14 protein-coding genes and 1 tRNA gene are annotated in these 13,801 nt (G+C 65.8%); 7 read left to right on the forward strand and 8 right to left on the reverse strand.

Annotated features, from left to right (window positions below; translation table 11 throughout):
• Window positions 1-2: 2 nt before the first annotated feature.
• Together ACTTAI_RS17005 and ybaK are read right to left on the reverse strand one after the other, a co-directional pair.
• Window positions 3-923 carry a lipid A-modifier LpxR family protein gene (locus tag ACTTAI_RS17005; RefSeq protein ID WP_444452690.1) on the reverse strand — a complete coding sequence of 307 codons (921 nt, stop codon included), beginning with the start codon at window positions 921-923 and terminating at the stop codon, window positions 3-5.
• Between the two features lie 297 nt (window positions 924-1,220).
• Window positions 1,221-1,700, reverse strand: coding sequence for a Cys-tRNA(Pro) deacylase (gene ybaK / locus ACTTAI_RS17010; protein ID WP_444452691.1), 480 nt, complete (start codon window positions 1,698-1,700; stop codon window positions 1,221-1,223).
• A gap of 150 nt (window positions 1,701-1,850) precedes the next feature.
• On the opposite strand from ybaK, the gene ACTTAI_RS17015 reads away from it, so the two are divergent.
• The 3 genes from ACTTAI_RS17015 to ilvD all read left to right on the forward strand — a co-directional run bounded on the left by ACTTAI_RS17015 (window position 1,851) and on the right by ilvD (window position 5,804).
• Window positions 1,851-2,618, forward strand: coding sequence for a 3-hydroxyacyl-CoA dehydrogenase (locus ACTTAI_RS17015; protein WP_444452692.1), 768 nt, complete (start codon window positions 1,851-1,853; stop codon window positions 2,616-2,618).
• The gene (locus ACTTAI_RS17020; protein WP_444452693.1) at window positions 2,615-3,808 is read left to right on the forward strand and encodes an acetyl-CoA C-acyltransferase; all 1,194 of its coding nucleotides are present in this window, start codon (window positions 2,615-2,617) and stop codon (window positions 3,806-3,808) included. The genes ACTTAI_RS17015 and ACTTAI_RS17020 overlap by 4 nt, the downstream gene beginning before the upstream one ends.
• A gap of 160 nt (window positions 3,809-3,968) precedes the next feature.
• A complete protein-coding gene (gene ilvD / locus ACTTAI_RS17025) occupies window positions 3,969-5,804 on the forward strand; it encodes a dihydroxy-acid dehydratase (RefSeq protein WP_444452694.1) in 1,836 nt (611 codons plus the stop codon).
• 62 nt (window positions 5,805-5,866) lie between these two features.
• Here the strand turns inward: ilvD and ACTTAI_RS17030 are convergent, their stop codons facing one another.
• Window positions 5,867-6,550 carry an exopolysaccharide biosynthesis protein gene (locus ACTTAI_RS17030; protein ID WP_444452695.1) on the reverse strand — a complete coding sequence of 228 codons (684 nt, stop codon included), beginning with the start codon at window positions 6,548-6,550 and terminating at the stop codon, window positions 5,867-5,869.
• A gap of 298 nt (window positions 6,551-6,848) precedes the next feature.
• Between ACTTAI_RS17030 and ACTTAI_RS17035 the strand changes: the two genes are divergently transcribed.
• Both ACTTAI_RS17035 and ACTTAI_RS17040 read left to right on the forward strand, forming a co-directional pair.
• The gene (locus ACTTAI_RS17035) at window positions 6,849-7,043 is read left to right on the forward strand and encodes a DUF4169 family protein (RefSeq protein ID WP_444452696.1); all 195 of its coding nucleotides are present in this window, start codon (window positions 6,849-6,851) and stop codon (window positions 7,041-7,043) included.
• Complete coding sequence (locus tag ACTTAI_RS17040) at window positions 7,040-7,258, forward strand: ribbon-helix-helix domain-containing protein (protein WP_444452697.1); 219 nt, start codon at window positions 7,040-7,042, stop codon at window positions 7,256-7,258. Before ACTTAI_RS17035 ends, ACTTAI_RS17040 begins: the two co-directional genes overlap by 4 nt.
• Here ACTTAI_RS17040 and ACTTAI_RS17045 read toward each other — a convergent pair.
• From ACTTAI_RS17045 to ACTTAI_RS17055, 3 genes are all read right to left on the reverse strand, one after another.
• Window positions 7,243-8,073 (reverse strand): lysophospholipid acyltransferase family protein, encoded by an 831-nt coding sequence (locus ACTTAI_RS17045; protein ID WP_444452698.1) that lies wholly within the window; start codon window positions 8,071-8,073, stop codon window positions 7,243-7,245. The two genes, ACTTAI_RS17040 and ACTTAI_RS17045, sit on opposite strands and share 16 nt — an antisense overlap.
• The gene (locus ACTTAI_RS17050; protein ID WP_444452699.1) at window positions 8,070-8,849 is read right to left on the reverse strand and encodes a GNAT family N-acetyltransferase; all 780 of its coding nucleotides are present in this window, start codon (window positions 8,847-8,849) and stop codon (window positions 8,070-8,072) included. Before ACTTAI_RS17050 ends, ACTTAI_RS17045 begins: the two co-directional genes overlap by 4 nt.
• A 154-nt stretch (window positions 8,850-9,003) precedes the next feature.
• Window positions 9,004-9,183 carry a DUF3553 domain-containing protein gene (locus tag ACTTAI_RS17055; RefSeq protein ID WP_444452700.1) on the reverse strand — a complete coding sequence of 60 codons (180 nt, stop codon included), beginning with the start codon at window positions 9,181-9,183 and terminating at the stop codon, window positions 9,004-9,006.
• A 41-nt stretch (window positions 9,184-9,224) separates the two neighbouring features.
• Here ACTTAI_RS17055 and ACTTAI_RS17060 point away from each other — a divergent pair, with 41 nt between their 5' ends.
• Window positions 9,225-9,857 (forward strand): histidine phosphotransferase family protein, encoded by a 633-nt coding sequence (locus ACTTAI_RS17060; RefSeq protein WP_444452701.1) that lies wholly within the window; start codon window positions 9,225-9,227, stop codon window positions 9,855-9,857.
• A gap of 15 nt (window positions 9,858-9,872) precedes the next feature.
• Here ACTTAI_RS17060 and ACTTAI_RS17065 read toward each other — a convergent pair whose 3' ends face one another.
• Complete coding sequence (locus tag ACTTAI_RS17065) at window positions 9,873-11,138, reverse strand: glutamate-5-semialdehyde dehydrogenase (protein WP_444452702.1); 1,266 nt, start codon at window positions 11,136-11,138, stop codon at window positions 9,873-9,875.
• Window positions 11,139-11,203: 65 nt separating this feature from the next.
• Window positions 11,204-11,280, reverse strand: a tRNA-Asp gene (locus ACTTAI_RS17070).
• A 229-nt stretch (window positions 11,281-11,509) separates the two neighbouring features.
• On the opposite strand from ACTTAI_RS17070, the gene ACTTAI_RS17075 reads away from it, so the two are divergent.
• Entirely contained in the window at window positions 11,510-13,714 is a 2,205-nt protein-coding gene (locus ACTTAI_RS17075; protein ID WP_444452703.1) for a methyl-accepting chemotaxis protein, read from the forward strand.
• The last annotated feature ends 87 nt before the right edge of the window (window positions 13,715-13,801 follow it).

Raw genomic sequence — 13,801 nt, forward strand, 5'->3', positions numbered from 1 at the left:
TTTCAGAACTTCATCCGCAGCCGAAGCGAGCCGACACATTGCCCCTCGGGCTGGCCGATGAATTCGCGCGACAACCAGGTGACACCGTAAAACACCCCGACCCGACCAAGCCGCGTGGAAAGACCCGCGCGCAACCGGGCGCGGTTGGGCTCGGGCTGGACGTCCCAGCCTCCCGGGAGATAAGCGCTGTCGAAAACATGGGTGAGATCGGCGCCGACGACAAACGACGTGCCCTCGCCCCCGGTGCCGGAAATGCCGACATAGCGCTGCCCGGTCACCTCGTCGCGCAGCCAAAGCGCCCCGGTCTCGCGCTTGCCAAAGGCCAGATCGGCGCCCACACGCAGCAGGCTTTCGTCTCCGGCCCGGGCTTCGGCAAAGGGACGCACCTCGGCCCGGCCCAAGGCCACAGGCCGCGCGATTTCGCCGCTGATCACCGGATAAAGATGGTTCGGCAACTGGCTGTCGGCGGCGCGGGGGGTGGGCTGGTTCAGCCAGTCGTGCAGATCGCCCTGCAGCTCGGAAATCCCGTTCGCCGGGCCAGTCCAGACCAGACCAAGGCCCAGATCCGCCTCGGTCGTGGCGGTGGGGGCGAAGGGCGTGTGGATCGCATAGCTCGCCTTGCCGACATAGCGCCGATCGCCATGCAGGCTTTTCAACCGCGACGGCGCAATCACCGCGCCACTCAGCCGGTATTCGAGGATCTCGAAGGGACGCCCCGGCAACGTGCCATTCCAACCCGGGCCGCGCAGCCAGGACATCGTGTAAGAGCCGGTTTGCCAGCGATCCTTGCCGTCGCCCAGAAGGTCGTTGTTCAGAAAATGGCCAAAGCCCAACGGCTTTGCAGCCGTGCTTTCCGCCTGAACGGAGGGGACAAGGGCCAGAAGGCCGCAAAGGGCAAAGACGAGCGAAATCAGGCGCGGCATGGTTTCCTGTCGGTCGAAACGTTTCGATGCGATCACATTAACCACGCTTTCACGTCCGATCCCGGCGAAAATGCGGCCCCGCCGCGGTATCTGCAGGACGCGACTTTGCCGCCACACGAACGCGCCGCCGCCTCAACCGCAGAAGCGCGCTGACACGGGCATCCTGCAAAAAAACAAATCGCGACCGAAACCTCCATAGAGGCGCGTTGGGATGACCAAACGTATGGTATCGCTGCGATGGCCGCGTCTTGCGGCCAAACGGGCCCAGCAGGCACAGCCGGTCGAGGCCAGACAGCCCTAACCTTCGGCCACCAACCCCTTCGCGATACCGCCCGACACCGCCAGCGCATCGGCAGGCGCGAGCCGCACCATCAAGCCCCGCTTTCCGCCATTGACGACGATCCGGTCCACCCCCAGCGCCGTGGCCTCAAAAGCCACCGGCACCCGCTTCTTTTGCCCGAAAGGCGAAATCCCTCCGGTGTGAAAGCCGGTCAGCCGCTCGGCCTTGTCGGGGGGCATCATGGCCGCCGTCTTGCCGCCAAAGGCCGCCGCGACCTTTTTCATCGAGAGCGTCTGGTCCGACGGGATCACCGCACAGGCCGGTTTGCCATCGACCTCGACCATCAGCGTCTTCAACACTTCGGCCGGATCGGCGCCGATCGCCTCGGCCGCATGCAGGCCGATCTTGTCCTGCCCGGCGACGTAATCGTATTCGATCCGCTCGAACGCCACCTTGGCGGCTTCAAGCGCGCGGGTGGCGGGGGTGGCTGTGCTCATGGCGCTCTCCTTTGTGCCGTCTTGCCAAGCCCCTTGGCCTCCGTCAACGCCGCAAATTCCGTTGCGTCGCAACCGGAGGCTGAGCCGCCTTTGCCGTTGCCAGAGACCCCGCCCCCGATAGGATTTGACGTGAGGGAAAGGGAGGAGAGGATGCAGATTTCAGGCAAGGTCTTTGTCGTCACCGGCGGCGGTTCGGGGCTTGGCGCCGCGGTCGCGCGGATGGTTGCGGACAATGGCGGCAAGGTGGTGATCGTCGATCTGAACGCCGAGGCGGGCATGGCGATGGCCTCGGACCTTGGCGCCGCCTCGCGGTTTTGCCGCGCCGATGTCACGCAGGAAGCCGATGGCACCGCCGCGATCGCGCTGGCGATTTCGGTTTTCGGGCGACTTGATGCGCTGGTCAATTGCGCGGGCATCGCGCCGGGGGAAAAGATTTTGGGGCGCGAGGGTCCGCATCGGCTGGACAGTTTTGCCCGCGCGGTGACGGTGAACCTTGTCGGCACCTTCAACATGCTGCGTCTGGCCGCCGAGGCGATGGCGAAGAACGCCCCCGGCCCGGGCGGCGAGCGGGGGGTGATCGTCAACACAGCGTCCATCGCCGCCTTTGACGGGCAGATCGGACAGGCGGCCTATGCCGCGTCCAAAGGCGGCGTCGCGGCGCTGACGCTTCCGGCCGCGCGCGAGCTTGCCCGACATGGCATCCGCGTCGTGACGGTGGCGCCCGGCATCTTCCGCACGCCGATGATGGCGGGCCTGCCGCAGGAGGTGCAGGACAGTCTGGGCGCCTCGGTGCCCTTCCCGAACCGGCTGGGCGATCCGGCGGAATATGCGGCGCTGGTGCGCCATATCTGCGAAAACCAGATGATGAACGGCGAGGTGCTGCGGCTCGACGGCGCTTTGCGGATGGCCGCGAAATGAGGGGGGAAGAAATGGATCCGGTGGTGATCGCGGGGGCTGCCCGCACGCCGATGGGCGGCTTTCAGGGCGCCTTTTCGGACCTGAGCGCCGCCGATCTGGGCGCCGTGGCTTTGGGCGCGGCGCTGTCGCGGGCGGGTCTTCCGGCCGAGGAGGTCGACGAGGTGATCATGGGCTGCGTCCTGCCCGCGGGTCAGGGTCAAGCCCCGGCACGGCAGGCGGCGCTGAAGGCTGGCCTACCGCTTGCGGCAGGGGCGACAACGATCAACAAGATGTGCGGCTCCGGCATGAAGGCGGCGATGTTCGGCCATGACCTTTTGCTCGCGGGCTCGGCGCAGGTGGTGCTGGCGGGCGGCATGGAGAGCATGACGAATGCCCCCTATCTTCTGCCGAAAGCGCGCGGGGGCTTGCGGCTTGGCCATGGGCAAGTGCTCGATCACATGTTTCTGGACGGGCTCGAGGATGCCTATGACCGCGGTCGGTTGATGGGCACCTTTGCCGAGGACTGCGCCGAGGAATTCGGTTTCACCCGCGCAGCGCAGGATGACTATGCGATCACCTCGCTGACCCGGGCGCAGGCGGCGATTGCAAACGGGGCTTTCGCGGCGGAAATCGCGCCGGTGGTGATCTCGGGCAAGACCGAGGTCAGGGTGGATACCGACGAGCAGCCGGGCAAGGCGCGGATGGACAAGATCGCGACGCTGAAACCGGCCTTCCGCGCGGGAGGCACGGTGACGGCGGCGAATTCGTCGTCGATCTCGGACGGGGCGGCGGCGCTGGTGCTGATGCGCGCCTCGGAAGCCGAGGCCCGTGGGTTGACGCCGCTTGCCCGGGTGCTGGGCCATGCGACCCATGCCGACAAGCCGAACCTGTTTCCGACCGCGCCGATCGGGGCGCTGTCGAGGCTATCCGAAAAGCTCGATCTCGATCTGCGGGCGGTCGATCTTTTCGAGGTGAACGAGGCTTTCGCGGTCGTGGCGATGGCGGCGATGACGGTGCTGAACCTGCCGCATGAGCGCGTGAACGTGCACGGCGGCGCCTGTGCGCTGGGGCATCCGATCGGCGCCTCGGGGGCGCGGGTTCTGGTGACGCTGCTCGCGGCGCTGCGGACGCATGGGCTGAAAACCGGCGTCGCGACGCTCTGCATCGGCGGCGGCGAGGCCACGGCGATGGCGGTGGAGCTGATGACGTAAGGGCGGGGTCGGGCGGAGCGGGAAAGGCCTCGGCGATGGCCGAGGCCAGGTCTTCCTGACACGACCTGCAAAGCGCCCCATGCCGCAAGGCTTCGTGGTTGGCATCGCCCCCCGGCCTGCGCTAGAAGGGCGCAAGCCAAAGCCAGTCCGGAGACGCCAGATGCCGCATTATCGTTCCCGCAAATCGACCCATGGCCGCAACATGGCGGGGGCGCGTGGCCTCTGGCGTGCCACCGGCATGACGGATGGCGACTTCGGCAAGCCGATCATCGCCGTCGTCAACTCCTTCACCCAGTTCGTGCCGGGTCACGTCCACCTGAAGGACCTTGGCCAGATGGTCGCGCGCGAAATCGAAGCCGCGGGCGGTGTCGCCAAGGAATTCAACACCATCGCCATCGACGACGGCATCGCGATGGGCCATGACGGGATGCTGTATTCGCTGCCCTCGCGCGAGGTGATCGCGGATTCGGTCGAATACATGGTCAACGGCCATTGCGCCGATGCGATGGTCTGCATCTCGAACTGCGACAAGATCACCCCCGGCATGATGATGGCGGCGATGCGGCTCAACATCCCGGTGATCTTCGTTTCGGGCGGGCCGATGGAAGCGGGCAAGATCAGCTCCGACGTGATCGACCACGACCTTGATCTGGTCGATGCGATGGTCGTGGCCGCCGACGACAGCTACACCGACGAACAGGTCGAGGCGATCGAGAAAGCCGCCTGCCCGACCTGCGGCTCGTGCTCGGGGATGTTCACCGCGAACTCGATGAACTGTCTGGCCGAGGCGCTGGGTCTGGCGCTGCCGGGCAACGGTTCGATGCTGGCGACGCACGCCGACCGCAAGGCGCTGTTCCTTGAAGCCGGGCGCAAGATCGTCGAGATCACCAAGCGTCACTATGAAGGCGAAGAAAAGGGCCTGCTGCCGCGCGACATCGCCACCTTCGAGGCGTTCGAGAACGCGATGAGCCTTGATATCGCGATGGGCGGCTCGACCAACACCGTGCTGCACCTCCTCGCCATCGCCCATGAAGGCGAGGTGAATTTCACCATGGACGACATGGACCGGCTGTCGCGCAAAGTGCCGTGCCTGTCCAAGGTCGCCCCGGCGAAACAGGATGTGCACATGGAAGACGTGCACCGCGCGGGCGGCATCATGGCGATCCTCGGCGAGTTGCTGCGCGGCGGTCTGCTGCATGGCGATGCGAAAACCGTGCATTCGGCGACCATCGCCGAGGCGATTGCGAAATGGGACGTGATGGTGGCCAATGATCCCGCCGTCGATACGTTCTACCGCGCCGCACCGGGGGGCGTGCGCACCACCGAAGCCTTCTCGACCCAGAACCGCTACAAGGAGCTGGACCGCGACCGCAAAAGCGGCGTGATCCGCTCGGTCGAGCACGCCTTCACCAAGGACGGCGGTCTGGCCGTGCTCTTTGGCAATATCGCGGAAAACGGCTGCATCGTGAAGACCGCGGGCGTGGACGAGTCGATCCTGAAGTTCACCGGCCCGGCGAAAGTCTTTGAATCGCAAGACGATGCGGTGTCCGGCATCCTGACCGGCAAGGTCATCGAGGGCGAAGTGGTGGTGATCCGCTTCGAGGGCCCGCGCGGTGGCCCGGGCATGCAGGAAATGCTCTATCCGACGAGCTATCTGAAATCGAAGGGGCTGGGCAAGAAATGCGCGCTGCTGACCGATGGGCGCTTCTCGGGCGGCACCTCGGGGCTGTCGATCGGGCACGTCTCGCCCGAGGCCGAGGAAGGCGGGCTGATCGGTCTGGTGGAAACCGGCGATCTGATCGAGATCGACATTCCGAACCGCAGCATCCATCTGGCGGTGGACGAGGCGACGCTGGCCGCCCGCCGCGCCGCCAAGGGACCGCTGCCCTGGGCGCCCGCCGCGCCCCGTCCGCGCCATGTGTCGACCGCGCTCAAGGCCTATGCGATGTTTGCCTCTTCGGCGGCGAAGGGCGGCGTGCGTATCCTGCCGAAGTGATCGCAGATCTATCGGAGTGAAAAAGGCCCCGCCGCGGCGGGGGCCTTTTTCATCTCCAGTGTTCAGGACCAGTTTTGCAGCACATGCGCAGCGGCGGCGATCATCGCCCAGATCACCCCGTGCACCAGCGCCAGCGCGCCAAGCCCGGCCACCACCCCGGCCATTACCCAAAGCCCGTCACGCTCGAAAAGCCCGATGCCGATCAGCGTCAACGCAAAGGCCGGGCCGATATTGCCCAGCGGGATCGGCAGCGTCAGAATGATCGCCAGCACCAGCGCCAGAAGCCCCAGCCCCTGCTCGGCCCATTTCGAAGACAGAAAGCCCAGCCGCGGTTTCAGCATCTTTTCCGCCCGGGTCAGCCGCGGCACGACAAACGCGGCCAGCCGCGCGAAATCCTCCCGCGCGATCGAGCGCTTGGCGATGAAGGCCGGAAACCACGGCGGCCCGCCGATCAGCATCTGAAAGGTCAGGAAAATCAGCGGCAGCCCCAGCACGGCCGAGGTGCCCGGCGGCGTCGGCAAAACGTTCGGCAGCGAGAAGATCACCAACAGCGGACCGAAAGCGCGCACGCTGAGCCGCGTCAAAAGATCCGAAAGCGCGATGCGGTCGCGGCTTTGATCCTCGGCCAGTTCGGTCAAGAGTTCCGACAGCCGCTCGGGCCGGGGCTTGCGGGCCAGACGGCTGCGCAGGCGCGCGGCAACGGCACGCGCCCGGGCACGCGCGGCGGGGCCGGACATCCGGCTCATGCCCACCCCCCGGGGGAAATGCAGGGCAGGCAAGGGCGGCACATGGCAATTTGGCACGTCATGAGCGGAGGTTTCACAAGGATCAGAGGAGGATATCTGGCAGATAGGCACCCCCTTCCCCGCTCGCAAGGCCGCTGCGGCCGAATGTTGCGGCGGGGTCGATCAGGGGCGATGGTCAGGCTCATGGCGGCTCTCCTCTTGGGCTCAGGCAAGCGCAAGCAGGTGACGGCGGCTAGCCCGCAAAGCGGACGAGGATTGCCCGGATTGCGCGAACCGCGGGGCCATGCGATGGTGCGTCATGGCCGAGATCGTCAATCTGAACCGTTTCCGCAAGCAAGCCGCCCGCGCCGAAGCCAAGGCCGCGGCAGATGCCAATGCGGCCAAATTCGGCCGCACCAAGGCGCAGAAAAAGCTGGAAGAGACAGAAGCCGCCAAAGCCCGCGCCGCGCTGGACGCGCATCGGCGCGAGGACGGCCCAGAGGACAAGGCGTGAGCGAGGCCCCACGCAAGCATTCGCTGACCCTGGGCGGGCACCGCACCTCGGTCTCGCTTGAGGACGAGTTCTGGGCGGGCTTCAAGGCGCTGGCCGCAGAGCGCGGTCTGGGCATCAACGAGACTGCCCGCGAAATAGACGCCAGCCGCGATCCGGGCACCGGGCTTGCGACCGCAATCCGGCTGGCCGTGCTGCGCTATTACCGCGACCGCTGAGCCATGCCCGACCGCACGGCAGCCTCGCAGGCTGCCGCCAGATCCTTGCGCGAGGGGTAATCCGACACATCAAGCGGCGCATGGAACACCACCTCGGCCGCGCCCTGTTTCGGCGCCGACAGCACCTTGACCAGATGCGATCCGAACGGCATGTCCCGCCACCAGCCGTAAAAGCGCGGATCTTCGCCGCCGGGCGCGGTGTAATTCACCGTCACCGGCTGGATCTGCATCACCTTGTCGAGCCCGTGGGTGTAGAAGGCGGCAAAGAGCGTCGTCTTGAAGGGCAGCACCTGCAGCCCGTCGGTCGAGGTGCCCTCGGGGAAGAACAGCAGATGATGGCCGTCGCGGATGCGCTCCTCGAAGACCGCCTGTTGCGCCTTCGCCTCGCGCGGGTCGCGACGGATGAAGACGGTGCCGGTGGCACGGGCCAGCCAGCCGATGAAGGGCCAGTCTGCCACCTCGTCCTTGGAGACAAAATAGAGCTTCTGGCAAGCGTTGAGGGTAAAGATGTCGAGCCAGCCGGTGTGGTTGGCGACGACGGCGCCGATGTGGCGCATGGGCTCGCCGCGGACGCTGTAGCGCAGACCAAGGATAACGATGCAGATCCGGCAGACGACGGTGGTGATCGCGGGCGTCCAGGGCCGATGCTCGCCATGCAGCGGACGCTCGATCAGCCGCACCGACAGATGCACGACGAGCCCGATCAGCAGAACCGTCGCCATCGGCGCGCCCCGCAGGATCATCCGCAGCCAATCCGCGAGGGTCGCGGGCCTGTCGGGCGGCGGCTCATCCCCCATCCAGATCGGTCGTGTCATCCGCGCCCCTCCACCCGTCGCGTATAGAATTCCCGGTGCTTTTCCGACATCGCCTGCGTATCCATCAAAAGCATGACATCCGTGGTGTTGAAGGGCCGGTCGACAAAGGCGCCTTCGCCGACGAACCCCCCCAAGCGCAAGTAAGCCTTGATCAAATTCGGCATCGCTTCCATCGCGCTGCGGCGATCGAGCGCATCTTCGGGCACCAGATCCATGGTCTGGAAATGCGTCGCACGCGGGCGCAGCCCCTCGGGGGCAAGATGGTGGTGATGCAGCCAGGAGAGCGGCTGTTTCAGCGCCTCGACATCGGTGCCGTGGAACGAGGCGACGCCGAACAGGATCTCGATCTCATGCGCCAGAACGTAATCGGCCAGCGCATTCCACAGCATCAACATGGCCGCCCCGCCGCGATGATCGGGATGCACGCAGGACCGACCAAGCTCCAGCAACCGCCGCCCCGAGGCCCGCAACGGCGTCAGGTCATATTCCGCATCGCAATAAAAGCGCCCGATTTCCGCCGCCCGATCCGAGCGCAAAAGCCGGTAGGCCGCCACGACGCGATCCAGATCGTCTTCGGGTTTCGACGTGTCGATCAGCACGAGATGGTCATACAGCGGGTCGAATTCATCCGCTTCAAGCCTGTTTTCATGATCGATCAATGGCCCGGCGCCACCCAGTTCCTCGACGAACACGACATAGCGCAACCGTTGCGATGCCCGAATGTCCTGTGCATCCCGCGCCAATCTGATTTCATAAGAAAGCGGTGCTGCCGCCATGATCAAAGCCTTCTGTCTGCATCCGGTGTAGGCCGTCGCGCGGGTCGGTGCAATGACGGCCGACAAGCGTGTCCCCCCTGACGTAAGGTGACCTGCCCAGGGTTACATTTTCGGCATCAGGGTGTTAACCAATCTTAAAGCGGTTAACCTTTTATCAACCTTGGTCAGGAATAACGAGTGCAAGCTGCACCCGTCGTCCATCGATCACCTGTTTGCCGGCATGTTCGAAATTGACCGTCACCTTGTCGCCCACACGCGACTGCACCTGTCCCAGCCCCCACTCGGGGACCTGGGGGTTCTTGACCAGCATCCCCGGTTCCAGAAACTCGTTCATCCTGCCCTCGCTTCGGCGACCCCCCGAAAGGGAGACCCTTCATGCCTCATGACGCTTTTGTCACCGCCCCGCTTGCCGAAACGGCCCCGACCGAGGCCGATCTGGTGGCCCTTGTCGGCTCGCGACTCTGCCACGACCTTATCAGCCCTTTGGGGGCGATCGGCAACGGGGTGGAACTTCTGGCGATGTCGGGGCTGGGCGACAGCCCCGAGGTGCAGCTGATTTCCGAAAGCGTCGCGGCGGCCAATGCGCGGATCAAGTTCTTCCGCATCGCCTTTGGTCAAGCCTCGGTCGATCAGCGCATCGGAAGCTCTGAAATCCTTGGTGTGATTGACGAAGTCTCGCGCGGGGGGCGGGTGAAATATCACTGGCTCGAGGTCGGCGATCAGTCGCGCCGGGTGGTGAAACTGATCTTTCTCGCCATCCTCTGCCTTGAGCCCGCGCTGCCTTGGGGTGGCGAAGTCGTGATCTCGGAGGAAGACGGCGAATGGCGTCTTGTCGCGCAGGCAAAGCGCACGAAACCCGATCCGGAACTGTGGTCGCGGCTGTCGGGCAGCCTTGCCACGGTCACCCCCGCGCAAGTCCAGTTCCTGCTTCTGCCACGCGAGGCCAGCCATCAGGGCCGACGCATCGTCTGGGACGTGGCCGAGACGAGCGTCGAGATCCGGTTCTGAGCCTCGGGCCCGGCTCTATGCGCGGATCGTCCCATCGCCCCGCACGATGTATTTGAACGAGGTGAGCTGCTCGGCCCCCACCGGGCCGCGCGCATGCAGCTTGCCCGTGGCGATGCCGATCTCTGCCCCCATGCCGAATTCGCCGCCATCGGCGAACTGCGTCGAGGCATTGCGCATCAGGATCGCGCTGTCGAGCCGTTCAAAGAACCGCGCCGCGGTGGCGTCATTCTCGGTCAGGATCGATTCGGTGTGGCTCGACCCGTAGCGGCGGATATGGGCGATGGCCCCGTCCACCCCGTCCACAAGCTTCGCCGCGCAGATCATGTCGAGGAATTCACGCCCGAAATCCTCCTCGGCCGCGGGAACGGTGCCGGGGATATGCGCGAGATCGGCCGAAACCCGCATCTCGACGCCCTTCGCGATCAGATCTTCGATCAGCACCGCGCCGTGCTTTTCGTAGAACTTGCGATCGATCAGCAGACATTCCATCGACCCGCAAATCCCGGTCCGGCGGGTCTTGGCGTTCACCACCACGCGCCGCGCCTTGTCCAGATCGGCATCGGCATCGGCGTAGGTGTGGCAAATCCCCTCCAGATGGGCAAAGACCGGCACCCGCGCCTCGGCCTGCACGAGACCCACGAGCCCCTTGCCGCCGCGCGGCACGATCACGTCGATATGGGCCACGGCGCGCAGCATTTCGGCCACCGCGGCGCGGTCGCGCGTCGGCACCAGCTGGATCGCCGCCTCGGGCAAATCCGCCGCCTTCAGCCCGGCCACCATGCAGGCATGAATGGCGCGCGAGGAATGGAAGCTTTCCGAACCGCCGCGCAGGATCACCGCATTGCCTGCCTTCAGACACAGCGCCCCGGCATCGGCCGTCACATTGGGCCGCGATTCGTAGATCACCCCAATGACGCCCAGCGGCGTGCGGACGCGCTGGATATGCAGCCCCGTCGGCCGATCCCATTCGGCGATCACTTCGCCCACCGGATCACGCTGCTCAGCCACGGCACGCAACCCCTCGACGATGCCACGGATGCGGCCCTCGTCCAGCATCAGCCGGTCCATCATTGCCGGGCTGAGCCCTTTTTCGCGACCGAACGCCAGATCTTCGGCATTGGCGGCAAGGATTTCGTCCTTGCGGGCGGCAACGGTCTCGGCGGCGGTGATCAGCGCGGCCTGCTTGCGCGGCGCCGGAGCGAAAGCCAGCTCGGCCGCCGCGGCACGGGCCGCCTGGCCCATGGTGTCGATCAGGGTTTTCGCATCCAGCTCGTCGCGCATCAGAAATCCTCCGTTCGGCGCGTGATACGCCACGAAGGTGGAAGCGTCCAGAGGGAGGGGGAAAGTGGCGCGGTTGACGGGGCTCGAACCCGCGACCCCCGGCGTGACAGGCCGGTACTCTAACCAACTGAGCTACAACCGCGCGATGGGGCGGGGTGTAACGGCTGGCCGCGGGGGCGTCAAGCGGGAAAGCGCAGGAAATGCGCTGGCGCTACAGATGTTTCGGCGGGGGCGATACGGGCCACGCACCAGGGCGCGGCAGGGCCGGATGTAACAGCCGGATGAAGTTTTGGTGACAACCCATGGTTGTTCAGCCTTGGTAAACCCCTTGCCGCAAGACTTGTTCCGCGACGACAACTTTCAGGTGCGGCATGGCAAACCTTCGGGCTCTTCTCGGCAGAATCGGCGTGCAGGTGGGGCTCTGCGCCACGCTTTTTGCTGTTTTGCTCGCCATCCTGGGCTGGACGTCGCATGACGGATTTTCGGGGTTTCGGACCCAGACTGGCGACATGACACGGATACGGCTGCCAGACCTGCGCAGCACAAGCACGCTTGTCACCCAGATTTCGGAGCTTCCTCAGGGCTTTGCCCAGATCCTGCAAGCCCCGGACCCGACCGCGATCAAGGCCGCCCACGATGCTCTGGCCGCGCGGATCGACAGTTTTTCGCACTCTCCCGAGGCTGCGGCCGTGCCGGGCCTGACGGATAATTTTGCGCGGTTGCGCGATCGGCTTGACGCGCTTGCGGTGGCGTTGACGGCGCGGATGGGCGCCGAAGCGGATCTGGCACAGGCGCTCAAGGACATCGATTCGGTTTTGCAGACGGTGGTAACGGGGTTCAATGCCTATGAGCCGAAAGATGTGATCCGGCTGCGCTCGGAGATCATCCGCATCCTGACGGAAAGCGATCCCTCCGCCTTCGGACCGCGGGAGCGAAAATTCGCCGAGGCGGCCGCGAATGTCGCGCGCTCGGTTCCGGAGGCCAAGGCCGAGGGACGGCAAAAGCTGCTGGCGCTGACCGATCCGGGCAAGGGGCTTGTTGCGATGCGCCAAAAGGTTCTGGCGACCAGTGCCGAGGCCACGGCGATCTCCGGTCAGGCCCTCACCGCGACGAAAGACATCACAACCGAGGTGACATACAAGGGGCTTGCGGTGCTGGACGCAGTCGAAGGCGATATCCGCAGCCTTGATGCCGATGCCGCGCGGACGGATCAGACCTTCTCGTTCCTGCTGGCGGGGGCTGGCATCGCGCTGCTGCTGGTCGTTCTGTCGCTGCGGGCGCTGATCGTGCATCCGCTGCGCCGCTTGGCAACGCGCACCCGCGGCCTTGCCGCCGGAGATCGCAGCGTGCTTGACGGCATGCGACGCCGGGGCGGCGAGATCGGCGAGATGCAGGACGCCCTGCTGGTCTTTCGCGACAATCTTGCCGAAACCGACCGGCTCTCGGAGGTGGCCAGGCTTGCCGCGGCAGAGCGCGAAGCCGAGGCGTTGGCCCGGATCGAACGCGAGCGGGCGGCGGAACGCGCCGAAGCGATGCGCGAGGCCGACCGACGCGAGGCCGAGCGGATCGCCGAAGCCGAGCACAAGCGGCTTGAAGCGGAGATCGCGACCGAACGCGCGGCCCAGCTGGCCGAGCAGCAGCAGATCGTCGCCGCCCTTGAAACCGGGTTGCACCGGTTGGCCGAGGGCGATCTGACCGCTCTGATCCAAAGCCCCTTCCCGCCGCATTACGAAAGCCTGCGCACCAATTTCAATGCCGCGCTGACCGGCCTTGCAGAACTTGTCGAGACAATCCGGCACAGCACCGAGGGCATTCTGGCCACGTCGACCGATCTCGATCACGGGGCAGCCGAAATCTCGGCGCAATCGGCGCGGGCCGCCGCGTCACTTGAAGAAACGGCGGCTGCGATGACCGAACTGGCGGGCTCTTCGCGCACCGGAGCCGAACGCGCCGCAGAAACCGCCCAAAGCGCCGAAAAGATGCGAAGCGATATCCAGATCGCGCAGGCCGCCGTGAACAGGGTGGTCGAGGCGATGGCCCGCATCACGGCCTCGTCCGATGCGATCGCGCGGATCATCTCGGTGATCGACGACATTTCGTTCCAGACCAACCTGTTGGCTCTGAATGCGGGCGTCGAGGCCGCACGGGCGGGCGAGGCCGGGCGCGGCTTCGCCGTCGTCGCCTCCGAAGTTCGCGATCTGGCCCAGCGCACGACCGCCGCCGCGGCAGAGATCGGCGGGCTCATCATGGAGGCACGCAGCAATGTCGGGGCGGGCGAGACGCTGGTGGGGGAGGCCGATCGGGGGCTCGCGGATGCCGTGGACGTGATCGAATCGATCGTGCAGCATGTGCAGGAGCTGGCGCAGGTCAGCCGGGAACAATCGGCGAGCATCGGGGAAGTGACGGCCGCAACCGAAGTGCTGGATCTGGCAACGCAGAAAAGCGCCGAAGGGGTGGAACGGACCGCGCATTCGGGGCGCGATCTTCTGAACGCCGCGCAATTGCTGTCTCGGGCCATCGCGCGGTTCGACCTTGGCCCGGGGCGTGGCAAGATGGCAGCGCCCCGGGCCGCATGATCTGTCAGTTCCCCCGTTGGGAAGAGATCGCGAGCAACGGCACGCAGATAGAGGGCGCGTCAATCCGCGCTCCCATGCCCATGGATT

The organism is Rhodobacter capsulatus (assembly GCF_052363175.1).
Lineage (GTDB): Bacteria > Pseudomonadota > Alphaproteobacteria > Rhodobacterales > Rhodobacteraceae > Rhodobacter > Rhodobacter capsulatus_D.